We start from the raw sequence: 25,125 nt of genomic DNA on the forward strand, positions 1-25,125 counted from the left end.
GCGGCGCAGCAGGCGCCGCGTTCCTCTTTGGTGAGCATCGCTTTCAGAGTCAGCCCACATGCCGCAATTTTTCATCGATCGACCAATTTTCGCCTGGGTAGTTGCCCTATTCATTCTGCTGGCGGGGGTGTTGGCCATCCCGAACATGCCGGTCGCGCAGTACCCGGACGTGGCGCCGCCGGCCATCACGATCACCGCCACCTACCCCGGGGCCTCGGCCAAGGAAGTGGCCGAGTCGGTCACCAGCATCATCGAAGACCAGCTCAACGGCGCCAAGGGCTTGATCTACTACGAGTCCGTCAGCGATTCCTACGGCACCTCGACCATCACCGCCACCTTCGCGCCGGGCACCAATCCCGACCTGGCGCAGGTGGACGTGCAGAACCGCGTGTCCAACGTGATCGCGCAATTGCCCGGCGCGGTGCAGCAGCAGGGCCTGCAGTACGAGCAGACGAGTACCGGCTTCCTGATGATCGTGACGCTGTCGTCCCCCGACGGCTCGCTGGACCAGACGGCGCTGGCCGACTACATCACCCGCAACGTGCAGAACCCGGTTTCGCGCGTGCCGGGCGTGGGCCAGTTCCAGCTCTTCGCCGCGCCGCGCGCAATGCGCATCTGGGTGGACCCGGCCAAGCTGGTGGGCTTTAACCTCAGCATGGCCGAGGTCAACAACGCCATCGCCGGCCAGAACGTGCTGATCTCCGGCGGCAGCATCGGCGCGCCGCCCAATCCGGAATCGCAACGCATCACCGCCACCGTCACGGCCAACGGCCAGCTCAGCACGGTGGACGGATTCGGCAGGATCGTCCTGCGCGCCAATACCGACGGTTCCAAGGTGCTGCTGCGCGACGTCGCCCGGATCGAAGTGGGGGCCGACAACTACCAGTTTGGCGCCCGCCTGAACGGCAAGCCGACGGCGGCCTTCGCCATCGTGCTGTCGCCCAATGCCAATGCGCTGGCCACGGCGCAAGGCGTGCGCCAGCAGATGGAAGAGCTGTCCAAGTACTTCCCGGGCAACATCCAGTACTCCGTGCCGTATGACACCGCGCCCTACGTGAAGGTGTCGATCGAGCAGGTGCTGCACACCCTGGCCGAAGCCATGGTGCTGGTGTTCCTGGTGATGTACCTGTTCCTGCAGAACGTGCGTTACACGCTGATCCCGGCACTGGTGGTGCCGGTGGCCATGCTGGGGTCGTTCGCGGTGATGCTGGCGTTCGGGTTCTCGATCAACGTGCTGACCATGTTCGCGATGGTGCTGGCGATCGGGATCCTGGTGGACGACGCCATCGTGGTCGTCGAGAACGTCGAGCGCATCATGGCCACCGAGGGCCTGCCGCCCAAGGAGGCCACCAAGAAAGCGATGCCGCAGATCAGCGGGGCCATCATCGGCATCACGCTGGTGCTGGTGACCGTGTTCCTGCCGTTGGCCTTCATGAGCGGGTCGGTGGGCGTGATCTACCGGCAGTTCTCGGTCGCCATGGCCGTGTCCATCTTCTTTTCGGCGCTGCTGGCGCTGACCTTCACGCCGGCGCTGTGCGCCACGATCCTCAAGCCGGTGCCCAAGGGCCACCACGAGGACAAGAAGGGGTTCTTTGGCTGGTTCAACCGCAAGTTCGATGCCACCACCCACGGCTACCAGAACTGGGTGTCGCGCATCCTGCACAAGGGCGGCCGCATGATGCTGGTCTTCCTGGTGCTGGTCCTGCTGCTGGGCTGGCTGTACCTGCGCCTGCCGTCGTCGTTCCTGCCCGAGGAAGACCAGGGTTATGTGGTCAGCAACATCGAACTGCCCACCGGCGCCAGCGCCAACCGCACCGTCGAGGTCATCGAACAGGTCGAAAAGTACTTCCAGAGCATCCCGGCGGTCGAAAACATCATCGCCGTGCAGGGCTACAGCTTCAACGGCAACGGCCTGAACGCCGCCATCGCGTTCACCACGCTCAAGGACTTCAAGGACCGCAAGGAACGCAAGGATTCCGCCGGCGCAATCGCCTTCACGGCGTTCGAAAAGCAGCTCATGGGCATCCATGACGCGCAGGTGTTCACGCTGGTGCCGCCGGCCATCTCGTCGCTGGGCAACGCCACCGGCTTCGACCTGCGCCTGCAGGATCGCGGTTCGGCCGGCACCGACGCGCTGGCCGCGGCCACGGCCCAGTTGATGGGCGAAGCCATGAAGAGCCCGGTGCTGTCGCAGGTCCGCATCACGGGCCTGGCGGCGGGCACGCAGCTCAGCCTGAACATCGACCGCGACAAGGCGGCCGCCCTGGGCGTGGACTTCAACGAGGCCGCGTCGCTGATCTCCACGGCGGTCGGCTCGGCCTACCTGAGCAAGTTCCCGAACATGGGCCGGATGCAGAACATCTGGGTCCAGGCCGACGCGCCGTACCGCATGCAGCTTTCCGACGTGCTCAAGCTGAACGCGCGCAACACGCAGGGCGGGATGGTGCCGTTGTCCACGTTCGTGACGGCCGAATGGGTCCAGGGCCCGGTGCAGGTCGTGCGCTACAACAGCTACGAGTCGATGCGTATCGGCGGCAGCTCGGCCGCGGGCTACACCACCGGCGAGGCCATGGCGGAAATGGAACGCCTGGTCGGACAGTTGCCGCAGGGCTTCGGCTACGAGTGGACGGGCCTGTCCTACCAGGAGCGGCAAGCCGGCAACCAGGCGCCCATCCTGATGGGCCTGTCGCTGCTGGTCGTGTTCCTGGTGCTGGCCGCGCTGTATGAAAGCTGGGCCATCCCCATCTCCGTCATGCTGGTGGTGCCGCTGGGCATGCTGGGCGCGGTGGCGCTGGTCAGCGCGCTGGGCATGTCCAACGACGTGTACTTCCAGGTCGGGATGGTGACCGTGATCGGGCTGGCGGCCAAGAACGCGATTCTGATCGTGGAATTCGCCAAGGACCAGTACGCGCGCGGCATGGGCCTGTACGAATCCGCGGTCGAGGCCGCGCGATTGCGGTTCCGGCCGATTCTGATGACCTCGCTGGCGTTCATCCTGGGCGTGATCCCGCTGGCGATGGCCACCGGCGCGGGCGCGGCCAGCCAACGCGCGGTGGGCCTGGGCGTGCTGGGCGGCATGCTGGCCGCCACGCCGTTCGCCGTGATCTTCGTCCCGACGTTCTTTGTGGTCGTGCTGGGCCTCTTCAAGACGCGCCCGCGCCTGCTGGGCGCCGAGCTGCGCGCCTTCGAGGAAGAACAGGCCGCCAAGAAGGCGCAGGCCGAACAGGCCGCTGCCCCCGCGACGCCGCAGACCGCACAACCCACCGGTGGCCAGGAGGGCAAGGAATGAAAGCCCTGATGTTCAAACAGACCGCCTTGTCCGCCCTGGTGGCGGTGGCGTTGGCCGGCTGCTCGCTGGCTCCCGACTACAAGCGGCCCGAGGCGCCCATCAGCGCGACGTGGCCCGACCAGCCCAAGGTGCAGTTCGGCGCGTACTCGCGCTCGACCACGCTGGGCACGCAGCCGGCCTCCGACGTCGTGCCGGAAGCGGGCACGCCGGCCGCGGACCTGGGCTGGCGCGAGTTCTTCCGCGATCCGCGCCTGCAAGCCCTGATCGAACTGGCGCTGGTCAACAACCGCGACCTGCGCGTGGCGGTGCAGCGCGTCGAAGAGGCGAGGGCGCAGTACGGCATCCAGCGCGGGGCGCAATGGCCCAGCATCGGCGCCGGCATCCAGGGCCAGCGCCAGCATCTGCCGGCCAACATGCGGCAGGGCGGCTCGGACGCCAGTTCGATCAGCAGTTCGTACCAGGCCGGGATCGGCCTGACCACGTTCGAGATCGACCTGTTCGGCCGCCTGCGCAACCTGTCCGAGGCGGCGTATCAGCAATACCTGTCGACGGAGCAGGCGCAAAAGACCGTGCAGATCTCGCTGGTCGGCTCGGTCGCGCAGTCGTATTTCAACCTGCGCGCGGCCGAAGTCCAGCTCGACCTCACCCAGCGCACGCTGGCGTCGCGCCAGGAATCCTATGACCTGGTCAAGCGCCGCTTCGACGGCGGCGTGGCCTCCGAGCTGGACCTGAACCAGTCCAAGTCCCTGCTGGACACGGCCTCGGCGGACCTGGCGCAACTGGCCCGCGCCCGCGCGCAGGCCATGAACGCGCTGGTGCTGGTGGTAGGCACGCCGTTGCCCGACACGCTGCCTGCGCCCGCCGAATTCGGACGCGACCAGCTGCTGGCCTCGGTGCCGTCCGGCCTGCCGTCCGACCTGCTGGAACGCCGGCCCGACATCGCGGCGGCCGAAAACCAGCTGCTCTCCGCCAACGCCAACATTGGCGCGGCGCGGGCGGCGTTTTTCCCGACCATCTCGTTGACGGGCCTCTTGGGCGTGGCCAGTCCGTCGCTGGGCGACCTGTTCAAGGGCGGCCAGGGCTACTGGAGCTTCTCGCCGTCCATCACGACGCCGCTCTTTGCCGGCGGCAGCATCCGCGAGGGACTGAGCCTGGCCAAGGCGCGCGACAATATCGCGGTGGCGCAATACGAACAGACCATCCAGCAGGCATTCCGCGAGGTGTCGGACGCGCTGGCGGGCGAGGCCACGTATGGGGCGCAGCTCGACGCCCAGCGCGCGTTGCAGGATTCCTCGGCGCGCACGCTGGAGTTGTCGAATTTGCGGTATACCAACGGTATCGACAGCTACCTGCAGGTCCAGACCGCGCAGGTGGACTTTTTCAACGCCCAACTGTCGCTGGTGCAGACCGGCCTGGCCGCGCTCATCAACCGCGTGGAGCTCTACAAGGCGCTGGGCGGCGGCTGGGAAGAAACAACGAAAGTGCAATGATGGAACTTGGTGTAAACATCGATCACGTCGCCACGCTGCGGCAGCAGCGCCACACGGCGTATCCCGACCCGATCGCCGCCGCGCTGCGCGCCGAAGACGCCGGGGCCGACCTGATCACGCTGCATCTGCGCGAAGACCGGCGCCACATCCAGGACGCCGACGTCTATGCGATCCGCCCGCAGTTGCGCACCCGCATGAACCTCGAATGCGCGGTCACTCCTGAAATGCTGGAAATCGCCTGCGCGGTCAAACCCAGTGACGTCTGCCTGGTGCCCGAAAAGCGCACCGAGCTCACGACCGAGGGCGGGCTGGAAGTGGCGGGCGCCATGGGCCCGGTTTCCGACGCCGTGGCCCTGCTGACCGAAGCCGGCATCCGCGTGTCGCTGTTCATCGATCCGGACCCCGTGCAGATCGCCGCCGCGGCCAAGGCCGGCGCGCCCGTGATCGAGCTGCATACCGGCGCCTATGCCGAAGCCGAAGGCGAGGCCGCCGAGGCGGAACTGCAGCGCATCCGCCTGGCGGTGGTCGAAGGGCTGCGCCACGGCCTGCGCGTGAACGCCGGACACGGCCTGCACTACGGCAACGTCAAGCCTGTGGCCGCGGTGGCCGGCATTTCCGAGCTCAATATCGGCCACGCCATCGTGGCGCAGGCGATCTTCGACGGCTGGGAAAAGGCCGTGCGCGACATGAAGGCGCTGATGGTGCAAGCGCGCCTGCAAGCGCTGCGCGGGCTTTGAACGCGGGCCCATGACGCGTTTTGACCGCCAGCCTGCCGACGACGCCCATGTCTGACACTTCCCCCGCCACGCCCGCCGGGGCCATCGCCGGCATCGGCATGGACCTGCTGCGGATCGACCGCATCGAACGCGCCCTCGAACGCCACGGCGACCGCTTCGCCGAAAAGATCCTGGGCGCCGAGGAACTCCAGAAGTTCCACGCCCGCCGCGCGCGCGATCCCGTGCGCGGCCTGCGTTTCCTGGCCACCCGCTTTGCGGCCAAGGAAGCGTTTTCCAAGGCGATCGGGCTGGGCATGCGCATGCCCATGACGTGGCGGCGCGTGCAGACGCTGAACGCGCCGGGCGGCCGTCCGGTGCTGGTGATCGCGCCCGAACTGCTGGCCTGGTATGCCGAGCGATTCGGGGCGGCCCACGTTTCCATTACCGATGAATCCGATATGGCCGCCGCGTACGTGGTGGTCGAACGCAAGCCCTGAGTCCGGGTCCGTCCCGGCCGGCTTGCCGCACACATACAAGGACAGCCTCCATGGCCAAGAAGCAAAACAAGGCGGTCCTGCCCCCCGGCCCCGTGATGGTCGATGTGGCGGGATATACGCTCACGAAGGCGGAAAAGAAGCGCCTGCGCCACCCGCTGGTCGGCGGCGTCATCCTCTTTGCCCGCAATTTTGAAAGCCGCGCCCAGCTCACGGAACTGACACGCCAGATCCACAAGGCCCGCAAGGAGCCGCTGCTGATCCTGGTAGACCACGAAGGCGGCCGCGTGCAGCGGTTCCGCGAAGACGGTTTCACCGCCTTGCCGCCGATGCGCGCGCTGGGCGAGTTGTGGGACCGCGATCCGCTGCAGGCGATGCGCCTGGCGACCGAGGCCGGTTACGTCCTGGCCGCCGAACTGCGCGCCTGCGGCGTGGACATGAGCTTCACGCCGGTGCTGGACCTGGACTACGGCGTCAGCAAGGTCATCGGCAACCGGGCCTTTCACCACGATCCGCGGGTGGTCACCATGCTGTCGCGCGCGCTGGTGCAGGGCCTGGCGCTGGCCGGGATGTCGGCCTGCGGCAAGCATTTCCCGGGCCATGGCTACGTGGGCGCCGATTCGCACCACGAGATCCCGGTGGACCCGCGCACGCTGGACGAGATCCTGAAGGACGACGCCGCGCCCTACGCCTGGCTGGGCGACGCCGTGCTGCCGTCCGTCATGCCCGCGCACGTGATCTACCCCAAGGTCGACAAGCATCCCGCCGGATTCTCCAAGCGCTGGGTGCAGGAGATCCTGCGCAAGCGCCTGGGCTACGATGGTGTCGTGTTCTCGGACGACCTCACGATGGAAGGCGCATCGGTCGCCGGGGATATCCTGGACCGCGCCAACGCCGCGCTGCGGGCGGGCTGCGACATGGTGCTGGTGTGCAACCGCCCGGACCTGGCGGACGACCTGCTGTCGCGCCTGACGTTCGATCACGCGCCCGAGTCCGTGGCGCGCATCCGGCGCCTGATGCCGCGTTTCGACGCGCCCGACTGGGACACCCTGCAAGCCGAAAGCCGTTACCAGAATGCCCGACGACTTCAATCTCAAATCGTTCCTGTCTGACCTGCCGCATCTGCCGGGCGTATACCGGCACCTGGATGCGGCCGGCGAGGTCATGTATGTCGGCAAGGCGCGCGACCTGAAGAAACGCGTCTCGTCGTATTTCCAGAAGAACCTGTCCAGCCCGCGCATCGCCCAGATGGTGGCGAAGGTGGCGCGGCTGGAAGTGACGGTGACGCGCTCCGAGGCCGAAGCGCTGATCCTGGAAAACAACCTCATCAAGAGCCTGAAGCCGCGCTACAACATCCTGTTCCGCGACGACAAGTCCTATCCGTACCTGCACATCACCGGCCACGACTGGCCCCGCATCGCGTACTACCGCGGCGCCACCAACAAACGCGGACAGTTCTTCGGCCCGTTTCCCAACGCCTGGGCGGTGCGCGAAACCATCCAGATCCTGCAGAAGGTGTTCCGCCTGCGGACCTGCGAAGACAGCGTCTTCGCCAACCGCTCGCGTCCCTGCCTGCTGCACCAGATCGGGCGCTGTTCGGCGCCCTGCGTGGGCGCGATCGAAGCCGCCGAGTACGAGCGCGACGTGCAACGCGCCGTGCGCTTTCTGAACGGCGAGGCCAAGGACGTCATGGGCGAGATCGAGGCTCGCATGCTGCAGGCGTCCAGCGAACTGCGGTTCGAGGAAGCCGCCGCGCTGCGCGACCAGATGGGTTCGCTGGCGCGCGTGCTGCACCAGCAGACCATGGAAAACGTCAGCGGCGAGGACACCGACATCATTGCGGTGGCCATTGCCGGCGGCAAGGTCTGCGTCAACCTGGCGATGGTGCGCGGCGGCCGCCACCTGGGCGACAAGCCGTTCTTTCCTTCGCACGCCGAGGGCGAGGCCGCGCCGCAGGTGCTGGAAGCCTTCGTGGCGCAGCATTACACCGACAACGCGATGCCCCCCATCCTGGTCTGTTCCCACACCTTGCCCGATCCCGAGTTGATCGCGCTGCTGGTCGAGCAGTCGGGCGGCCGGCCGTCGCGGGTGCTGACGCGGCCGCAGGGCACCCGCCGGTCGTGGCTGGAGCAGGCCACCAAGAACGCCGAGATGGCGCTGGCCCGCGCGCTGACCGAATCCGGCGCCCGCGCGGCCCGCACGCTGGCGCTGGCCGAAGCCCTGGACCTGGACACGGATGAAGCCGCGCTCGACGCGCTGCGCATCGAATGCTTTGACATCAGTCACACCGCGGGCGAAGCGACCCAGGCGTCCTGTGTGGTCTTCGAACACCACGACATGCAGCCCTCGCTGTACCGGCGCTACAACATCGCCGGCATTACCCCCGGCGATGACTACGCGGCGATGCGCCAGGTGCTGACGCGCCGCTTCGCCAAGGTGGCGGACGGCGACGCGCAAATGCCCGGGCTCGTCCTCATCGACGGCGGCAAGGGCCAGGTCGAAGTCGCGCGCCAGGTGTTCGCGGAATTGGGCCTGGACATCCAGGCGCTGGTGGGCGTGGCCAAGGGGGAAGGGCGCAAGGTCGGCCTGGAAACCCTGGTCTTTGCCGACGGCCGCCCGCCAGTCGCGCTGGGCGGCGAGTCCGCCGCCCTGATGCTGATCGCCCAGGTACGCGACGAAGCCCACCGCTTCGCCATCACCGGCATGCGCGCCCGCCGCGCCAAGACCCGCAACGTCTCGCGCCTGGAAGAAATCGAAGGCGTCGGCGCCCGCCGCCGCCAACGCCTCCTGGCCCGCTTCGGCGGCTTCTCCGGCGTCGCCCGCGCCAGCATCGAAGACCTGGCGTCGGTGGACGGCATCTCCCAGGACCTGGCCATCCGCATTTACGAGGCGCTGCGCTGAAGACAGCAAACCAGATGCCTCAAACCCACGTCCTCAGGCAGTTCATATCTGCGAATTCACCCGCGCCGTCCTCCCGGCCAGACAAGTCCATGCCGGGCACGCAGGCCTTTACAAGGCAAGCGGGACATACAATCCAACCCACGCAGTCCCCTTTCCCGGACGCTTCCGCATTCCAGACCCTCGTCCCTACAAGCGACCCGGGCCGCGCGGATCCGGCTCCGCCGGTCCGCTGCGGCGCCCCCCTGGGGGGGAAGCGCCGCAGGCGCTTCGGGGGGGGGACCCATCCAGCTGTTAGCATACGGACACTATGCCAATTAACGTTCCCATAATCCTGACGTGGCTGCGCATCGCCATGATTCCGCTGGTGGTCGGGCTGTTCTACCTGCCCGAAAGCTGGATGGCTGTCCCGACGCGCGACACCCTGGCCGCATGGGCCTTCATCATCGCCGCCCTGACCGACTGGTTCGACGGCTGGCTCGCCCGGCGCTGGAACCAGACGTCGGCATTTGGCGCATTCCTCGATCCGGTGGCCGACAAGCTCATGGTCTGCGCCGCCCTGATCGTGCTGCTCGACCTCAGCCGGGTCGACGCCTTCATCTCCCTGATCATCATCGGCCGCGAAATCACGATTTCCGCCCTGCGCGAATGGATGGCCAAGATCGGCGCCAGCGCCAGCGTGGCTGTGCACCGGCTGGGCAAGTTCAAGACGGCCGCGCAGATGATCGCCATTCCGTGCCTGCTGTACAACCAGTCGATCTACGGCGTCAACACGAAGCTGCTGGGCGACATCCTGATCATCGTCGCGGCGGTGCTGACGGTCTGGTCGATGCTGTATTACCTGCAGCGCGCCTGGCCCGCCATTCGTGAAAAGGCCCTGTAACACCGATCCAAGAGCGATACGCCGGCTCGATCCGGCACGGCGCGCGCGCCGCAATCGCCTCGAACACGACGCCCGGGCGCAAGTCCGCGCGTCGCCGGAGACAACCCGCGGTCCGCCCCTGGCGGAGCGCATCCTGCCGCGTCCCCGCGGCTTTTTGCAATGAACACCGCCACCGCCGCCAACACTTTGCTCTCGGATGCCGCCGTACGCCGGCGCGATTGGAAAATCATCCTGCTCATCGGCGTGGCGCATGCCTCGTCCCACTTCTTCCAGCTGGTGCTGCCGTCGCTCTACGGCGCCCTGGGCCTGGAATTCGGGCTGGACTTCGCCCGGCTGGGCCTGCTGGTGTCCACCTTTTACGTGGTGTCCGGCATCGGCCAGGCCTCCTCGGGCTTCGTGGTCGACCGGATCGGCGCGCGCCCGGTGCTGTGGTTCGGCCTGGGCTGCTTCGTGCTGTCCGGCGTGCTGATCGGGTCGGCCACCGGCTACGCCATGCTGATGGCCGCGGCCGTCGTGGGCGGCATCGGCAACTCGGTCTTCCACCCGGCGGACTATTCCATCATCAACCATCGCATCACCGCGCCGCGGCTGGGCCATGCATTCTCGACGCACGGATTGACCGGCAACCTCGGCTGGGCGCTTACACCGGTCTTCATCACGACCATCACGCTGCTCGCCAACTGGCGCGTCGCGGCCTATAGCGCCGCCGGCCTGGTGGCGCTGGTGCTGCTGCTGACGGTGCTGGGACGCGACCTGCTGGGCGGCCCGTCGCCGGCCGATGCCCGGGACGACGCCCGGGACGCGGGCAGTGCGGCGAAGCCCGCCGCCAAGCCGCAGGAGGGGGTGCTGGCCACGCTGGCCGCGCTGCTGTCCCGCCCCGCCTTGTGGGGCGCCTTCCTGTTCTTTGCCTGCACGTCGATCGCGCTGTCGTCGGTGCAGAACTACACGATTCCGCTGCTGGGCCAGCTTTACGACCTGTCCAAGGTCACCGCCAGCTCCGCGCTGTCGGGCTATATGGTCGCCTCGGCCGTGGGCATGGCGGCGGGCGGCTTCCTGGTGTCGGCCAATCCGCGCACCGAGCGCACCGTCATGGTGGCGCTGATCCTGGCGGGCTTGACGCTGGTCGTGCTGGCGCTGGGTATGGTGCCCGCCGTGCTGGCCGCGCCCGTCGTCGGCCTGGCGGGGTTCTGCTCGGGCGTGGCCGCGCCGTCGCGCGACATGCTGATCCGCCGCGTGACGCCCAAAGGGTCGACCGGATCGGTCTACGGCCTGGTGTACTCCGGCATGGACGTGGGCTCGGCCCTGGGGCCGCTGGCCTTTGGCCTGCTGCTGGACGCCGGGCTGCGCCAGGGCCCGTGGGTGGGCGCAGGCGTGGCCTTCGCGGTCGCGGCCTTCCTGGCCCAGTGGATCGCCGTGCAGGCGCGCCGCGCCGAACCGCCGGCGCCGGCGGCGATGGCGCGATCCTGACGCCCGGCACCCGGTGTCGTACACCCCGCCCCTGACTGCTGACGCCTGACCTCCGCCCGCGCCGCCCGCGCGGGCGTTTTCTTGCGCGCGGTCAAACTTCAGTTTTGCCCGCACGCGGTGGCCGGCGCGGCTTGACGCCCCGCAAGGCCGCCGCGGCGCTTGCTCGCTGTAATAACCCTGAGCACGAATAGGTTATTCACAGGAGAAGCAAATGAGAAAGCAAAGCATGCTGCTGGCGGCGGGCATCGTCATGGCGCTGTGGGCAGGGCAGGCCTGGAGCGCCTCGCAGGAACCCATCCAGCCGATCCAACCGGCCGTGGTCAAGAACCCGGGCAAGGTCGAACTGGGCAAGAAGCTCTTTTTCGATCCCCGCCTGTCCCGTTCCGGCGCGATCTCCTGTAATTCCTGCCACAACCTCGCCATGGGCGGCTCTGACAACCTGAAGGCGTCCATCGGCCATAAATGGCAGCAGGGCGGCATCAACTCGCCGACCGTGCTCAATGCCAGCCTGAACATCGCCCAGTTCTGGGACGGCCGCGCCAAGGACCTGCGCGAGCAGGCGGGCGGCCCGATCGAGAACCCGATGGAAATGGCCTCGTCGCACGAACTGGCGGTGCAAGTGCTCAACTCCATCCCGGGCTATCGCGCCGAGTTCAAGCAGGTCTTCGGCAAGGACCAGATCACCATCGGCGAGGTGACCAGCGCGCTGGCCGCCTTCGAGGAGACGCTGGTCACGCCGAACTCGCGCTTCGACCAGTGGCTCAAGGGCGACGAGAAGGCGCTGACCGTGCGCGAAGCGGCCGGCTACGCGCTCTTCAAGAACAGCGGCTGCGTGGCCTGCCATAACGGCGTGGCGGTGGGCGGCAACTCGTTCCAGAAGATGGGCCTCGTCACGCCCTACGTCACCGAGAACAAGGCCGAAGGCCGCGCCGCGGTCACGGGCAAGGACGCGGACCGCTTCAACTTCAAGGTGCCGACGCTGCGCAACGTCGCCTTGACCTACCCGTACTTCCACGACGGCGAAGCCGCGACGCTGACGCAGGCCGTGGACGTGATGGGCCGCCTGCAACTGGGCCGCACGTTCACGCCCGAAGAGAACGGCCAGATCGTGGCCTTCCTGAAGACCCTCACGGGCGACCAGCCGGTCATCCAATACCCCGTGCTGCCGCCGTCCGAAGACGGCACCCCGCGGCCCGAGCCGTTCCTCAAGTAGAAACAACGCGGCCGCCTCTTCGGGCGGCCGTCTGGCTGGGCGGGGCCTGCGTTACTGGCGGACGGTGCGCCTGTCCGCCGGCGGCGCGGCCTCGAAATTGCTGCGCCACGGGTTGATGTCCAGCCCGCCTCGGCGCGTATAGCGCGCATACACCGTCAGCTGCTCGGGCCCGCAGGCCTGCATGATGTCGCTGAAGATGCGTTCGACGCAGTGCTCGTGGAATTCGGCGTGCTGGCGGAACGACACCACGTACCGCAGCAGCGATTCGCGGTCGATCGGGGCGCCGCGGTAGCGGATCTGGACCGTGGCCCAGTCGGGCTGGCCGGTCACGGGACAGTTCGATTTCAGCAGCCGCGAGGCCAGCGTCTCCTCGACCACGTCGCCCGGCCGGGTGCGCAGCAGCTCGGGCGCGGGCTCGTAGGTGTCGATCTCGATATCCAGCTTGTCGATATAGATGCCGTCCATCTCGCCCATCTGCAACTCGGCAAAGCGCTGCGGCAGGAAGAAGTCCAGCCCGACCGGCGCGCCGGCGGCCGCGCTCAGGTCGCGTTCCAGCCGGCCGCGCAGGGCGGCCGAATTCACCAGGCGGGTCTGGTTGAACGAATTCAAATACAGCTTGAACGACTTGGATTCGATGATGTTGGGGCTGTCGGCCGGCACCGAGAACGTCGCCATGGCGACGCGCGGTTTGCCCTTGGCGTCCAGCCACGACAGCTCATAGGCGTTCCACAGATCCACGCCCTTGAAGGGCAGGTTGTCGTCGCGCAGATTCAGCGCCGCGCGATTGTGCGCGCGCGCGATGGGAAAAAGCAGCGAGGGATCGTATTGCGAGGCATAGGCCACGCTCTGCCCGAGCGGGCCGTGAGACAGGGTCATAGCAAAGAAGGGGAGTCCGGGAGGATGACGGCATTGTAGGCGCTTGGAAAAGGCCCAATTTTCCGCGATGTGAAATGTAACCCTCGTATTGTGAAAGCGCCTGCTGCGCAGCAGCGCCACGCCATTTCACAAACGACAATCGCGTTTCATTATACAAAATCGTCTTCGCAAGCTATTGATTTTTATAGCGAATATTTTTTGTCTTCTATAAGACTCCCCATCACATTGCTCCGCAGCAGAGGCATAGACTTTCTCCAACGATTCACGCAACGCCAGACGCGAATCGTTTTTTAAGTTCTAAGACGTTCTCTGAAGTTCCAACCGTTCTCACATCACTGACCAGGAGCATCACAATGAGCAATCGCGAAACCGAAATCCGCAACCTGCAAAAAGACTGGGCTGAAAACAGCCGGTGGCAAGGCATCAAGCGCGACTACAGCGCCGAAGACGTCATCCGCCTGCGCGGCTCGATCAGCGTCGAACACACGCTGGCCCGCCGCGGCGCCACCCGCCTCTGGGATTTGCTGCACAGCGAACCGTTCGTGAACTCGCTGGGCGCCCTGACCGGCAACCAGGCCATGCAGCAGGTCAAGGCTGGCCTGAAGGCCATCTACCTGTCCGGTTGGCAGGTCGCCGGTGACGCCAACCTGGCCGGTGAAATGTATCCCGACCAGTCGCTCTATCCCGCCAACTCCGTGCCCCAGGTGGTTCGCCGCATCAACAATTCGCTGACGCGCTGCGACCAGATCCAGTGGATGGAAGGCAAGAACCCCGGCGACGAAGGCTACATCGACTTCTTCGCGCCCATCGTGGCGGACGCCGAAGCCGGTTTTGGCGGCGTGCTCAATGCCTATGAACTGATGAAGGCCATGATCGAGGCCGGCGCCTCGGGCGTGCACTTCGAAGACCAGCTTGCGTCCGTGAAGAAGTGCGGCCACATGGGCGGCAAGGTGCTGGTTCCGACCCGCGAAGCTGTGTCCAAGCTGGTGTCGGCCCGTCTGGCCGCCGACACGATGGGCACGCCGACCGTGCTGCTGGCGCGCACCGACGCCGACGCGGCCGACCTGGTGACCAGCGACGTCGACGAAAACGACCGTCCGTTCATCACCGGCGAGCGCACCGTGGAAGGCTTCTTCCGCACCCGCGCCGGCATCGACCAGGCCATCTCGCGCGGACTGGCCTACGCGCCGTACGCCGACCTGATCTGGTGCGAAACCTCCACGCCCAACCTGGAATACGCCCGCAAGTTCGCGGACGCCATCCATCGCCAGTTCCCGGGCAAGCTGCTGGCCTACAACTGCTCGCCGTCCTTCAACTGGAAGAAGAACCTGGACGACGGCACCATCGCCAAGTTCCAGCGCGAGCTGGGCGCCATGGGGTACAAGTTCCAGTTCATCACGCTGGCCGGTTTCCACGCGCTGAACTACGGCATGTTCGAGCTGGCCCACGGCTACGCCCGCCGCCAGATGAGCGCTTTCGTGGAACTGCAGCAGAAGGAATTCGCCGCCGCCGAAATGGGCTTCACCGCCGTGAAGCACCAGCGCGAAGTGGGCACGGGCTACTTCGACGCCGTGACCCAGACGATCGAAGGCGGCAAGTCGTCCACGACCGCTCTGACCGGCTCGACGGAAGAAGCGCAGTTCGAACACGGCAAGTCGCAGAAGGCGGCGTAAAGCCGGCGGCGCCCGGCGGCCGGGGCAGGCCGCCCCGGCCCGTTTCGCGGAACGCCGGGCGCCTTTTTTCTGCTGTTGACTGCGGTTTGCAGGTGTGTAGTTGCAGGTGCTGTTGTAGGGTGGATTCAGGGTGCCTGCGGGCACCCTCTTTTTTTTGTACCGCCCGGCCGCGCACCCGCCCGCTACGCCGCGGCGCGCGTGTCCTTCAGGGTCGCCATGTCGATCACGAAGCGGTACTTCACGTCGTTTTTCACCAGGCGCTCGTAGGCCTCGTTGACGGCCTGGATCGGCACGATCTCCACGTCGCTGACGATGCCGTGCTCGGCGCAGAAATCCATCATCTCCTGCGTTTCCGCCATGCCGCCGATCGCCGAGCCGGCCAGCGATTTGCGGCCCATGATCAGGTTGGCGCCAGGGATCGGATCCAGCGGCGTCAGCGCGCCCACCAGCGCCATGGTGCCGTCCAGCGCAAGCAGCGCCATGTAGGGATTGACGTCGTGGCTGACGGGGACGGTGTTCAACAGGAAGTCGAAGGAGTTGGCGTGGGCCGCCATGGCGTCGGCGTCGCGCGAGACCAGCACCTCGTCCGCGCCCAGGCGTTTCGCGTCGCGCGCCTTGTCGGCGGAGGTGGTGATCATCACGACGTGCGCGCCCATGGCGTGCGCGAACTTCACGCCCATGTGGCCCAGGCCGCCCAGCCCGATGACGCCGACTTTCATGCCGGGGCCGACCTTCCAGTGGCGCAGCGGCGAATACGTGGTGATGCCGGCGCACAGCAGCGGCGCCACGGCCTTGAGGTCCAGGGTGTCGGACACCTTCACGGCGAAATGCTCGCGCACCACGATCCGGTCGGAATAGCCGCCAAAGGTGAGCTGGTCGCTGCCGCGCGCTTTGTCGTTGTAGGTCAGGGTAGCGCCTTCCTCGCAGTACTGCTCCAGGTTCAGGCGGCAGGCCTTGCAGTGGCGGCACGAGTCGACCATGCAGCCCACGCCGGCGTAATCGCCCACCTTGAACCGGGAGACGTTCTTGCCGACCTGCGCGATGCGGCCGACGATCTCGTGGCCGGGCACCATGGGGTACATGGAATTGCCCCAGTCGCCGCGCGCCTGGTGCAGGTCCGAATGGCAGATGCCGCTGTACAGGATGTCGATCAGCACATCGTCATCGCCCGGTTCGCGGCGGGTGAAACTGAAGGGGACCAGGGGAGTGTCGGCACTGTGGGCGGCGTAGCCTTGGGCTTGGATCATGACGGCCTCTTGCGAATTTGTTGAGCAGACGGCAACAATAAATCGGCGATTGTGGGGGTTCAAGCTAGAATTTCGGCATGATTTATTGAATGAATTTGCATAATCATGCCGCTCGACAACCTGTCCCACCTGGCCGCCTTCTCGGCCGTTGCCCGGCTCGCCAGCTTTCGCAAGGCCGGCGAGGAACTGAGCCTGTCCACGTCGGCGGTCAGCTACGCCATCCGCAACCTGGAAGAACGTCTGGGCGTGAACCTGTTCAACCGGACGACGCGCAGCGTGGCGCTGACCGACGCCGGCCAGCGCCTGGCCGAACGTCTGCAGCCCGTGCTGCATGACCTGGGCGATGCGCTGGACGAAATGAACCACTTCCGCGGCGCGGCCGCCGGCACGCTGCGCATCAATACCTCGCGCGCGGCCTCGTACCTGCTGCTGATGCCCATGGCGGCGCGATTCCTCGCGGCTTATCCGGACATCCGCCTGGAAATCGGCGAAGACGACAGCTTCGTCGATATCGTGGGATCGGGCTATGACGCGGGCGTGCGGCTGCTGGAAGCGGTGCCCGAGGACATGGTGGCGGTGCCCATCGGCCCGCCGCTGCGTTCGGTGGTGGTGGCCTCGCCCGGCTACCTGCAAGGGCGCGAACCGCCGCAGCATCCCGCCGACCTGATGCGTCACGAATGCATCCGCTACCGCTTTCCCAGCGGCCGCTATTTCAAGTGGGAGTTCACGAAGGACGGCGAGACGCTGGAATTCGACTTCCCCGGGCGCATCGCCCTGAGCGACGTCCACGCCGAGGTGCGCGCCGCCACCGACGGCATCGGCATCGGCTACGTGCCGGAGAACTACGTGACCGCCCAGCTTGCGGCGGGCACGCTGGTGCGGCTGCTGGACGACTGGTGCCAGACGATCCCCGGCTTCATGCTGTATTACCCGAAGCAGCGCAGGGTGTCGTCGGCGCTGCGGGCGTTCATCGACATGGCGCGGCAGTGAGCGCGCGGGTCCCGGCCTGCCCGGCGTGGCATTTACACCGCGCCGGGGCCTTCCAGCCACGCGGGGATGTCCCGTTGCTGATGGAGGATGCGCCAGACATCGATATGGTCCTGGTGTTCCACGTAGAAGACCAGATAGGGGTAGCGAGTCAACGGCCAGGAGCGCAGGCCGGGCAGGTTCAGTTCCAGCGCGTATCGGATGGATCCTGTCGCGGGGTGGCGGGCCAGATGCAGGTACGCCCGTTCCAGGGCATCGATGAACCCGAGCGTAATCTGCTCGGACGCCGTGCTCAGGTAATACGCTATCGCGGTGTCGATATCCGCGTTCGCCTGCACACGCGGGATGACGGGTTTGGCCTTCACGCTTGGGAGTCGGGGCCCGAATTCTTACTGGCGCGGGCTCGCAGGCCGGCGAAATAAGCGGTGTCGACCGGGGCAGCCTGTTCGGACGAGGCGCCCGCCAGCAGCAGCCCTCGGAGCTGGAGCCGATCCTGGTCCTTGCGGATGAGTTCGCGGACGTACTCGCTGCTCGTGCTGTAGCCCCGCTCGGTGACCTGTTCGTCAACGAAGGATTTCAGCGAGTCCGGCAAAGAAATGTTCATGGTGCCCATCGCCATAGCTTAGGAGGCTTGGCAAAAATTGGCAAGAACGTAGTTGCCGCAGCCTGCTCGGCGCCGCGCGATCAACCCGCTTCGGCCGGCGCACCGTCCAGCGCCGCGAGGCAGTCGGCCAGCGGCGCGATGTCCCGCGCCAGCGCGTCCACGGCCTCGGCGTCGACGCGCGGCAGCGGCGGGATCTCGGCCAGCACGCGCACGCCGCCGAAGCGCTCGATCGCGGCAGGCGGGCCAGTTGCGCCACGGTGTCCGTGTCGCCGGGTTCCTCGGCCACGCCGGTCTGCACCGGTTTCCAGTAGCCCCCGGTGCGTCGGCCCCCGGTGCATCGGCCCCCGGGGCGCCGGCAAATCGCCCCGGGCGCCTTGATTCAGATCAAGACGCCCGGGACCCGCCCTGGCTACCATCGGCACATGCGAGCCAAATCGATTTTCGCCGTCCCGGCCAACCTGCCCGATGCCGACCGCCAGCAGCGCCGCCATGCGCTGGTGCGCCTGTCGCTCGCCTGGCTGGCGATGATGCAGGTCATGATGTTCGCGTGGCCGGGTTATCTGCGCCACGAAAGCATGCCGGCGGATGCGCTCGAGACCCTGGACTGGGCCATCGTCCTCATGAACTGGGCCAGCTTTGCGCTGACGGTGCCGGTGGTGCTGTATTCGGCATGGCCCATCTGGCGCCATGCCGGCGCCAATCTCCGCGCGGGGCGCGCGGGCATGGACGTGCCGGTGGCGCTGGGCATCGTCGCCGCCTTCATTCCCAGCGTCCTCGCCACATGGACCGGCCGGGGCGAAGTCTATTTCGATTCGGTCACGATGTTCGTGGCGTTCCTGCTGACCGCGCGTTACCTCGAACTGTGCGCGCGCCAGTCTTTCGGCGGCGCGGGCTCCGCAGGCCGCCGCCACGCCCGCGTGGAAGAACAACGGCTGCGGCTGGGCGCGCGCGCCGACCGCGTGGCGTCGCGTTTCGTCATGATCCAGGTCGCGTTGGCGCTGGCCGCCGCGGCGGGCTGGGCCTACATCGACCCGGCCCACAGCATCCCCGTGATGGTGGCGCTGCTGGTCATGAGCTGTCCCTGCGCCATGTCCATGGCCGTGCCCACCGCGATGGCTGCCGCGCACAGCGCGCTGGCGGCGCATCCGGACCTGCCGGACGCGGCGCTGGATGCCTTGCTCGCCGAGGCGCGGCGCAAGGCGCGGCAGAACCTGTACGGCTCGCTGGTCTGGCATCTGCTGATGACCCCGCTGGCGCTCGCCGGATGGGTCACGCCCTGGCTGGCCGCGATCACCATGCTGCTGTCGTCGCTGGCGGTTGCCTACAACTCGTGGCGCCTGTGCCGCCGCGACTGGTCGGGCGGCGTGGCGCCCGGCGCCGCGTTCGGGGCGGCGCCGTGACCATTCTTTATCTGCTCCTGCCGCTGTCGCTGCTCTTCGTGCTGGCGATCGGCGTGTCGCTGTGGTGGGCGGTCTTCAACGGCCAGTACGACGATACCGAGGATGCCGGCACGGCCATCCTGCGCGACGACGACAGCGCCGCCGCGGGCCGCCGCTGAAGCGTCTGCGCGGCGCCGGAAACGCCGCTGCGCCCCCCCGATACCCCTTCAACCGTTGCGGTTATGCGCCGAAGTTCGGGGCGTCGCATCCCGGTTGATCCAAATCAACGCCGACTCCTGTGACTAGTCCCATCATCGAAGCCTGGAAGTTCTTGTTACTTTAGGGGAAGGGTGATGAACGATTGCGCCGCAATCGCAAGCAAGTCCGATACCTTCAACTACAAGGTCGTGAGGCAGTTCGCGCTCATGACGGTAGTCTGGGGCATAGTCGGCATGGCTGTGGGCGTGTTTCTGGCCGCGCAGCTTATTTGGCCTCAGTTGAATTTCGACACCGCATGGCTCAGCTACGGCCGCCTGCGCCCGCTGCACACCAACGCCGTGATCTTCGCCTTCGGCGGCAGCGCACTTTTCGCGACGTCGTACTACGTCGTGCAGCGCACCTGTCAGGCGCGCCTGTTCTGCGACAAGCTCGCCGCCTTCACGTTCTGGGGCTGGCAGGCCGTCATCGTCGCAGCCGCGATCACCTTGCCCATGGGCTTTACCAGCAGCAAGGAATACGCCGAACTCGAATGGCCCATCGACATCCTGATCACCCTGGTCTGGGTCGCCTACGCCATCGTGTTCTTCGGCACGATCATCAAGCGCCGGTCCAAGCACATCTACGTGGCCAACTGGTTCTTCGGCTCGTACATCCTCACCATCGCCATCCTGCACATCTTCAACAACATCGAGATGCCGGTGACGCTGTGGAAGTCCTACTCCGCGTACGCGGGCGTGCAGGACGCCATGGTGCAATGGTGGTACGGCCACAATGCGGTGGGCTTCTTCCTGACGACCAGCTTCCTGGGCATGATGTATTACTTCGTGCCCAAGCAGGCCGGCCGCCCCATCTACTCGTACCGCCTGTCCATCGTCCACTTCTGGGCGCTGGCCTTCACGTACATGTGGGCGGGTCCGCACCACCTGCTGTACACGTCGCTGCCTGACTGGACCCAGTCGCTGGGCATGACGTTCTCGCTGATCCTGCTGGCGCCGTCGTGGGGCGGCATGATCAACGGCATCATGACCTTGCAGGGCGCCTGGTACAAGCTGCGCACCGATCCCATCCTGAAGTTCATGGTCACGGCGCTGTCGTTCTACGGCATGTCCACCTTCGAAGGCTCGATGATGTCGATCCGCACGGTGAACTCGCTGTCGCACTACACGGACTGGACCATCGGCCACGTGCACTCCGGCGCGCTGGGCTGGGTCGCCATGATCTCCTTCGGCTCGCTCTACTACCTGATCCCGCGCCTGTACGGCCGCGAAAAGATGTACAGCGTCAAGGCCATCGAACTGCACTTCTGGATCGCGACCATCGGCGTGGTGCTGTACATCGCCGCCATGTGGATCGCCGGCGTGCAGCAGGGCCTGATGTGGCGCGACACGGCCCCGGACGGCACCCTGGTCTACAGCTTCGTCGAGGAACTGAAGACGCGCGTTCCGTACTACCTGATCCGTTTGCTGGGTGGAACCCTGTTCTTGTGCGGTGTGTTCGTCATGGCCTGGAACGTGTGGAAGACGGTGCGCGGCGCGCAGTCGGTCAACCCCGCCATTCCGCAAGACGAACCCCAAGCCGCGCGTGCGCCGGTTCCCGCGACCGCCGTGCCGGCCACTGCCTGACGAGGACATCATGGCCAACAAGAATCATGGCTTCTTTTCCCACCAGACCCTCGAGAAGAACATCGGCTGGATGATCATCGCCAGCATCCTGGTGGTCTCCTTCGCGGGCCTGGTCCAGATCATCCCGCTGTTCTTCCAGCACAGCACCACCCAGGCCGCGCCGGGCGTCGAACCCTACAGCCCGCTGCGGCTGATGGGCCGCGACGTCTACATCCGCGAGGGCTGCGTGGGCTGTCATTCGCAGCAGGTGCGTACGCTGGCTGCGGAAGTCCAGCGCTACGGGTCGTACTCGGTCGCCGCGGAATCGGTCTTCGATCACCCCTTCCTGTGGGGCTCCAAGCGTACCGGTCCCGACCTGGCGCGGGTGGGCGAGCGCTATTCCGATGACTGGCACCGCATCCACCTGCGCGATCCGCGCAAGGTGGTGCCGGAATCCAACATGCCCGCCTATCCCTGGCTGGAAAAGACGGTCCTCACGGGCCAGAACGTGGACCAGCGCATGCGCGCCCTGCGCGCCCTGGGCGTGCCGTACACCGACGAGGAAATCGCCGCGGCGCCCAAGGCCATCGAGGGCAAGACGGAAGAAGACGCGCTCGTGGCCTACCTGCAAGGGCTGGGCGTGGGTGTGCGCAAGGCGCAGCTTGCCAAGCAGGCCGAAGAGGCCAAGAAGGCCGAAGAAGCCAAGAAGGCCCAGCAGTCCGCCGTGCAGCCTGCCGCGCAAGCGGCCACGGGAGGCTGACCATGGTCGCCTACCTGAGCGCAATCATCACCGCCATCTCGATGGCAACCTTTTTCGGCATTGTCTGGTGGGCCTGCTCGCGCGGCCGCCAGGGCGCCAACCGCGAATCGGCCATGCTGCCGTTCGCACTGCCCGATGAATTCGGTCAGGCACAACAAGATGGAGCGAATCGGTCATGAGCGATTTCGTCAATAGCTTCTGGGGGTATTTCATCGCGATCGTCGCGGTGGGCGGGGTGGTGTGGTGCGTGTGGCTGCTGTACACGCAGCGCCGCTGGCTCAGCGCGACGCCGGCCAACGGCCAGGTCGAGGACACCGGCCACGTCTGGGACGGCGACCTGACCGAGCTCAACAATCCGGTCCCCACCTGGTGGACCTGGATGTACCTGCTGGCCTGCGTGTTCGCGCTGGGCTATCTGTTCCTGATGCCTGGGCTGGGCGCCTACCAGGGCAAGCTGGGCTTCAGCAGCGCGCAGGAAGTGGCGCAGCAACAGGCCAAGATGGCCGAAGCCGTTCGCCCCATCTATGCGCGCTTCGAGACCATGTCGGTCCCGCAGATCGCGCAGGATCCGGGCGCGCGAGAAATCGGCCAGCGCCTCTTCCTGAACACCTGCGCACAGTGCCACGGTTCCGATGCCAAGGGCGGCCCCAGCTTTCCCAACCTGGCGGACGGCGATTGGCTGCATGGCGGTTCGCCCGAAACCATCATGCAGACCATCAAGGAAGGACGCCATGGCGTGATGCCGCCCTGGAAGGACTCGATCGATCCCAAGATGGCCGGCGACATCGCGCAATACGTGCGCTCGCTGTCGGGCCTGACGGCCGATCCGGTGCGCGTGTTCCGCGGCAAGCGCGAGTTCGCCAACTTCTGCGTGGCCTGTCACGGTGTCGATGGCAAGGGCAATCAGCTCATGGGCGCGCCCAACCTGACGGACGACGTCTGGCTGTATGGCAGTTCGGAGGCGACCATCGTCAAGACCATTCTCGAAGGCCGCGACAACCGCATGCCGGCGCACGAACACGTCCTGACGCCGGAGCAGATCAAGATCCTGACGGCCTGGGTCTGGGGGCTTTCCAACAAGGCCGAGCCGCAGAAGCAGGCCGCCGCGGCGCCCGCCGACGCCGGCGCCGCCCAGCAGTGAAACCGCAGCACGTAGGTGGGGGGCCGCGCGGCGGCCCCCCATACCGCCAGCACTTACCGTACGGAGCAGCAAATGAATGATGGGTCAACCGCAAGCGTCGGCGGCAGTTCGCCTGGCGGTGACCCGCCGCCCTGGCGGCCGCATACGCGGCCGCCGCGTCCGGGCCAGGAAACCCTGGAACAGACGCTGGCGGGGGTGCGCAGCAAGATCTATCCGCGGTCCGTCAGCGGCATCTTCGCCCGCTGGCGCATCGCGTTCGTCTTCCTTACCCAGCTCATTTTCTACGGCTTGCCATGGCTGCAATGGAACGGCCGCCAGGCCGTCCTGTTCGACCTGGGGGCGCGCAAGTTCTATCTCTTTGGCCTGGTGCTGTGGCCGCAGGACGTCGTGTATCTTGCCGTGCTGCTCGTCATCTCCGCGCTGGCGCTGTTCCTCTTCACCGCCGTGGCCGGGCGTCTGTTCTGCGGCTACGCCTGTCCGCAGACCGTCTACACCGAAATCTTCATGTGGATCGAGCGCAAGGTCGAAGGCGACCGCATCGCGCGTATCCGCCTGGATGAATCGCCCTGGTCCTGGCACAAGTTCCGCCTGAAATTCACCAAGCATTTCCTGTGGATCGCGCTGGCATGGTGGACGGGCTCGACCTTCATCGGCTACTTCGCGCCCATCCGCGAGCTGGGGCACGAGCTGTTCGCCCTGCAACTTGGCGGCTGGCAGTGGTTCTGGATGCTGTTCTACGGCTTTGCGACGTGGGGCAACGCCGGCTTCATGCGCGAATCGGTGTGCAAGTACATGTGCCCGTACGCCCGCTTCCAGAGCGTGATGGTCGACCCGGACACCTTCGTGGTCACCTACGACAAGCGCCGGGGCGATCCGCGCGGCAGCCGGTCGCGCAAGGTGGACCACAAGGCCGCGGGGCTGGGCGACTGTGTCGACTGCAGCCTGTGCGTGCAGGTCTGTCCGACCGGCATCGACATCCGCGACGGCTTGCAGTACATGTGCATCGGCTGCGGCGCCTGCATCGATGCCTGTGAGCAGGTGATGGACAAAATGCAGTACGAGCCGGGCCTCATCCGCTACACGTCCGAGCGCGCCATGCTGGATGGCCTGTCCACCAAGAGCGCACGGTCGCACCTGCTGCGGCCGCGCGTCCTGGTCTACGGCACGCTGATCCTGGCGCTGGCGGTGGCCTTCGTGGTGTCGCTGGCCGTGCGCAATCCGCTGCGCGTCGACGTCATCCGGGACCGCGGCGCGCTGGGCCGCGAGGTCGCCGGCGGCCTGATCGAAAACGTCTACCGGCTGCAGATCATCAACACGTCGGACGTGCCGATGCGCCTGCGCCTGTCGGCCGAGGGCATGCCGGACCTGGCCGTGCTGGCCGGCCAGCAGGGGTCGGACGTGGTCGAGGTCGAAGCCGCCGCCAACAAGCTGGTGCCCATGGTCATTCGCGCCCCGGCGGACTCGACGCCCGGCGCCCATCCCATCACCCTGCGCGCCAGGGGGCAGGACGGCGACAACCAGCCGGTCGAAACCGACGAGCCCGCCAGTTTCTATGTGCCCGAGTAGGGCGGCCCTTTGCCCTGAACGCCACAAGGATATCTTCATGAACGCTGCACGAATCACCCTGGACCCCGCGGATGCGGCCCCTCCCGTCAAGCCCTGGTACCGCGAGCCATGGCCGTGGATCCTGATGGCCGGCCCGTTCGCCGCGATGGTGGGCTGCTTCATCACGATCTATCTGGCCATGGCCCAGTTTGCCGACCAGCCCATCGGCGAGGGCGTGGTCAAGCGCGGACTGGTCATCGAACAGGTCGCAGGCAGCGCGGCCGAGGGGCGGGCGGCGCCGAACGCCAGCCCGGCCGCCGCCAAACCTTGAACCGGGGAGTTCACGCATGGGACTGCGATCTTTGATGTGGATCCTGTGGCCGTCCTTTCTGGCCGCCGCCGTGGGAAGCGCACTGATCTTCGCCCTGATCGACCCGCTGGACGTGACCATCTTCGGACATGTCCCCACGGGCCGGATGGGTTTCTACACCGTGTCGTTCTTTGTCCTGTGGGTGATGGCCGGCCTGTCCAGCGCGCTGACGGCCTACCTGATGCCCAAGGTGCAAGAAGACGAAGACTTCTAGTTTTCTCAAAAACCAAACACACCGTTCCGCCACGTTGAACAAGCGGGGGCTGCGCGGCG

Annotated in this window: 25 protein-coding genes; 20 read left to right on the forward strand and 5 right to left on the reverse strand. The window is 66.6% G+C overall.

The window, feature by feature from the left end; genetic code table 11:
* Nucleotides 1–58: 58 nt before the first annotated feature.
* From BXA00_RS20010 to BXA00_RS20050, 9 genes are all read left to right on the forward strand, one after another.
* On the forward strand, nucleotides 59–3,289 hold the full coding sequence (locus BXA00_RS20010; protein WP_076520179.1) for an efflux RND transporter permease subunit: 3,231 nt from the start codon (nucleotides 59–61) through the stop codon (nucleotides 3,287–3,289).
* Nucleotides 3,286–4,779, forward strand: coding sequence for an efflux transporter outer membrane subunit (locus BXA00_RS20015; protein WP_076520180.1), 1,494 nt, complete (start codon nucleotides 3,286–3,288; stop codon nucleotides 4,777–4,779). Before BXA00_RS20010 ends, BXA00_RS20015 begins: the two co-directional genes overlap by 4 nt.
* Entirely contained in the window at nucleotides 4,776–5,516 is a 741-nt protein-coding gene (gene pdxJ / locus BXA00_RS20020) for a pyridoxine 5'-phosphate synthase (protein ID WP_076520181.1), read from the forward strand. Before BXA00_RS20015 ends, pdxJ begins: the two co-directional genes overlap by 4 nt.
* A gap of 47 nt (nucleotides 5,517–5,563) precedes the next feature.
* Nucleotides 5,564–5,992 carry a holo-ACP synthase gene (acpS, locus tag BXA00_RS20025; RefSeq protein WP_076522025.1) on the forward strand — a complete coding sequence of 143 codons (429 nt, stop codon included), beginning with the start codon at nucleotides 5,564–5,566 and terminating at the stop codon, nucleotides 5,990–5,992.
* A gap of 50 nt (nucleotides 5,993–6,042) precedes the next feature.
* Complete coding sequence (gene nagZ / locus BXA00_RS20030) at nucleotides 6,043–7,101, forward strand: beta-N-acetylhexosaminidase (RefSeq protein ID WP_076520182.1); 1,059 nt, start codon at nucleotides 6,043–6,045, stop codon at nucleotides 7,099–7,101.
* On the forward strand, nucleotides 7,064–8,890 hold the full coding sequence (uvrC, locus tag BXA00_RS20035) for an excinuclease ABC subunit UvrC (protein WP_076520183.1): 1,827 nt from the start codon (nucleotides 7,064–7,066) through the stop codon (nucleotides 8,888–8,890). Before nagZ ends, uvrC begins: the two co-directional genes overlap by 38 nt.
* Nucleotides 8,891–9,197: 307 nt before the next feature.
* Nucleotides 9,198–9,770, forward strand: coding sequence for a CDP-diacylglycerol--glycerol-3-phosphate 3-phosphatidyltransferase (gene pgsA / locus BXA00_RS20040; protein WP_076520184.1), 573 nt, complete (start codon nucleotides 9,198–9,200; stop codon nucleotides 9,768–9,770).
* A 159-nt stretch (nucleotides 9,771–9,929) separates the two neighbouring features.
* Nucleotides 9,930–11,237, forward strand: a complete 1,308-nt coding sequence (locus BXA00_RS20045; RefSeq protein WP_076520185.1) for an MFS transporter — start codon at nucleotides 9,930–9,932, stop codon at nucleotides 11,235–11,237.
* A gap of 211 nt (nucleotides 11,238–11,448) precedes the next feature.
* Complete coding sequence (locus BXA00_RS20050; protein WP_076520186.1) at nucleotides 11,449–12,450, forward strand: cytochrome-c peroxidase; 1,002 nt, start codon at nucleotides 11,449–11,451, stop codon at nucleotides 12,448–12,450.
* Between the two features lie 51 nt (nucleotides 12,451–12,501).
* On the opposite strand, the gene queF is transcribed toward BXA00_RS20050, so the two are convergent.
* The gene (gene queF / locus BXA00_RS20055) at nucleotides 12,502–13,326 is read right to left on the reverse strand and encodes an NADPH-dependent 7-cyano-7-deazaguanine reductase QueF (RefSeq protein WP_076520187.1); all 825 of its coding nucleotides are present in this window, start codon (nucleotides 13,324–13,326) and stop codon (nucleotides 12,502–12,504) included.
* A gap of 353 nt (nucleotides 13,327–13,679) precedes the next feature.
* Between queF and aceA the strand changes: the two genes are divergently transcribed.
* Complete coding sequence (gene aceA / locus BXA00_RS20060; RefSeq protein ID WP_076520188.1) at nucleotides 13,680–14,999, forward strand: isocitrate lyase; 1,320 nt, start codon at nucleotides 13,680–13,682, stop codon at nucleotides 14,997–14,999.
* Between the two features lie 182 nt (nucleotides 15,000–15,181).
* On the opposite strand, the gene BXA00_RS20065 is transcribed toward aceA, so the two are convergent.
* Nucleotides 15,182–16,246, reverse strand: a complete 1,065-nt coding sequence (locus tag BXA00_RS20065) for an NAD(P)-dependent alcohol dehydrogenase (protein ID WP_076520189.1) — start codon at nucleotides 16,244–16,246, stop codon at nucleotides 15,182–15,184.
* Nucleotides 16,247–16,351: 105 nt separating this feature from the next.
* On the opposite strand from BXA00_RS20065, the gene BXA00_RS20070 reads away from it, so the two are divergent.
* Nucleotides 16,352–17,236, forward strand: a complete 885-nt coding sequence (locus BXA00_RS20070) for a LysR family transcriptional regulator (RefSeq protein ID WP_076520190.1) — start codon at nucleotides 16,352–16,354, stop codon at nucleotides 17,234–17,236.
* Between the two features lie 32 nt (nucleotides 17,237–17,268).
* Here the strand turns inward: BXA00_RS20070 and BXA00_RS20075 are convergent, their stop codons facing one another.
* The 3 genes from BXA00_RS20075 to BXA00_RS29420 form a co-directional block, all read right to left on the reverse strand.
* A complete protein-coding gene (locus BXA00_RS20075) occupies nucleotides 17,269–17,598 on the reverse strand; it encodes a type II toxin-antitoxin system RelE/ParE family toxin (RefSeq protein ID WP_076520191.1) in 330 nt (109 codons plus the stop codon).
* Complete coding sequence (locus BXA00_RS20080; RefSeq protein ID WP_076522026.1) at nucleotides 17,595–17,846, reverse strand: type II toxin-antitoxin system ParD family antitoxin; 252 nt, start codon at nucleotides 17,844–17,846, stop codon at nucleotides 17,595–17,597. The genes BXA00_RS20075 and BXA00_RS20080 overlap by 4 nt, the downstream gene beginning before the upstream one ends.
* 71 nt (nucleotides 17,847–17,917) lie before the next feature.
* Nucleotides 17,918–18,043, reverse strand: coding sequence for a hypothetical protein (locus BXA00_RS29420; protein ID WP_255376735.1), 126 nt, complete (start codon nucleotides 18,041–18,043; stop codon nucleotides 17,918–17,920).
* A 216-nt stretch (nucleotides 18,044–18,259) separates the two neighbouring features.
* On the opposite strand from BXA00_RS29420, the gene BXA00_RS20090 reads away from it, so the two are divergent.
* The 9 genes from BXA00_RS20090 (at nucleotide 18,260) to BXA00_RS20130 (ending at nucleotide 25,066) form a co-directional block, all read left to right on the forward strand.
* Nucleotides 18,260–19,237, forward strand: coding sequence for a hypothetical protein (locus BXA00_RS20090; protein ID WP_076520193.1), 978 nt, complete (start codon nucleotides 18,260–18,262; stop codon nucleotides 19,235–19,237).
* A complete protein-coding gene (ccoS, locus tag BXA00_RS20095; RefSeq protein ID WP_076520194.1) occupies nucleotides 19,234–19,395 on the forward strand; it encodes a cbb3-type cytochrome oxidase assembly protein CcoS in 162 nt (53 codons plus the stop codon). Before BXA00_RS20090 ends, ccoS begins: the two co-directional genes overlap by 4 nt.
* A 174-nt stretch (nucleotides 19,396–19,569) precedes the next feature.
* Nucleotides 19,570–21,057, forward strand: coding sequence for a cytochrome-c oxidase, cbb3-type subunit I (gene ccoN, locus BXA00_RS20100; RefSeq protein ID WP_076520195.1), 1,488 nt, complete (start codon nucleotides 19,570–19,572; stop codon nucleotides 21,055–21,057).
* 10 nt (nucleotides 21,058–21,067) lie between these two features.
* Complete coding sequence (ccoO, locus tag BXA00_RS20105; protein ID WP_076520196.1) at nucleotides 21,068–21,796, forward strand: cytochrome-c oxidase, cbb3-type subunit II; 729 nt, start codon at nucleotides 21,068–21,070, stop codon at nucleotides 21,794–21,796.
* A gap of 2 nt (nucleotides 21,797–21,798) precedes the next feature.
* Nucleotides 21,799–21,975: a cytochrome oxidase gene (locus BXA00_RS20110; RefSeq protein WP_076520197.1), complete on the forward strand. Its 177-nt coding sequence runs from the start codon at nucleotides 21,799–21,801 to the stop codon at nucleotides 21,973–21,975.
* Nucleotides 21,972–22,937 (forward strand): cytochrome-c oxidase, cbb3-type subunit III, encoded by a 966-nt coding sequence (gene ccoP, locus BXA00_RS20115; protein WP_076520198.1) that lies wholly within the window; start codon nucleotides 21,972–21,974, stop codon nucleotides 22,935–22,937. Before BXA00_RS20110 ends, ccoP begins: the two co-directional genes overlap by 4 nt.
* Before the next feature lie 72 nt (nucleotides 22,938–23,009).
* Nucleotides 23,010–24,503 carry a cytochrome c oxidase accessory protein CcoG gene (ccoG, locus tag BXA00_RS20120; RefSeq protein ID WP_076520199.1) on the forward strand — a complete coding sequence of 498 codons (1,494 nt, stop codon included), beginning with the start codon at nucleotides 23,010–23,012 and terminating at the stop codon, nucleotides 24,501–24,503.
* Between the two features lie 37 nt (nucleotides 24,504–24,540).
* Complete coding sequence (locus BXA00_RS20125; RefSeq protein WP_076520200.1) at nucleotides 24,541–24,813, forward strand: nitrogen fixation protein FixH; 273 nt, start codon at nucleotides 24,541–24,543, stop codon at nucleotides 24,811–24,813.
* Between the two features lie 16 nt (nucleotides 24,814–24,829).
* Entirely contained in the window at nucleotides 24,830–25,066 is a 237-nt protein-coding gene (locus BXA00_RS20130) for a hypothetical protein (protein ID WP_076520201.1), read from the forward strand.
* Nucleotides 25,067–25,125: the final 59 nt, after the last annotated feature.

It is taken from the genome of Achromobacter sp. MFA1 R4 (assembly GCF_900156745.1).
In the GTDB taxonomy this organism is placed as follows: domain Bacteria; phylum Pseudomonadota; class Gammaproteobacteria; order Burkholderiales; family Burkholderiaceae_B; genus Achromobacter.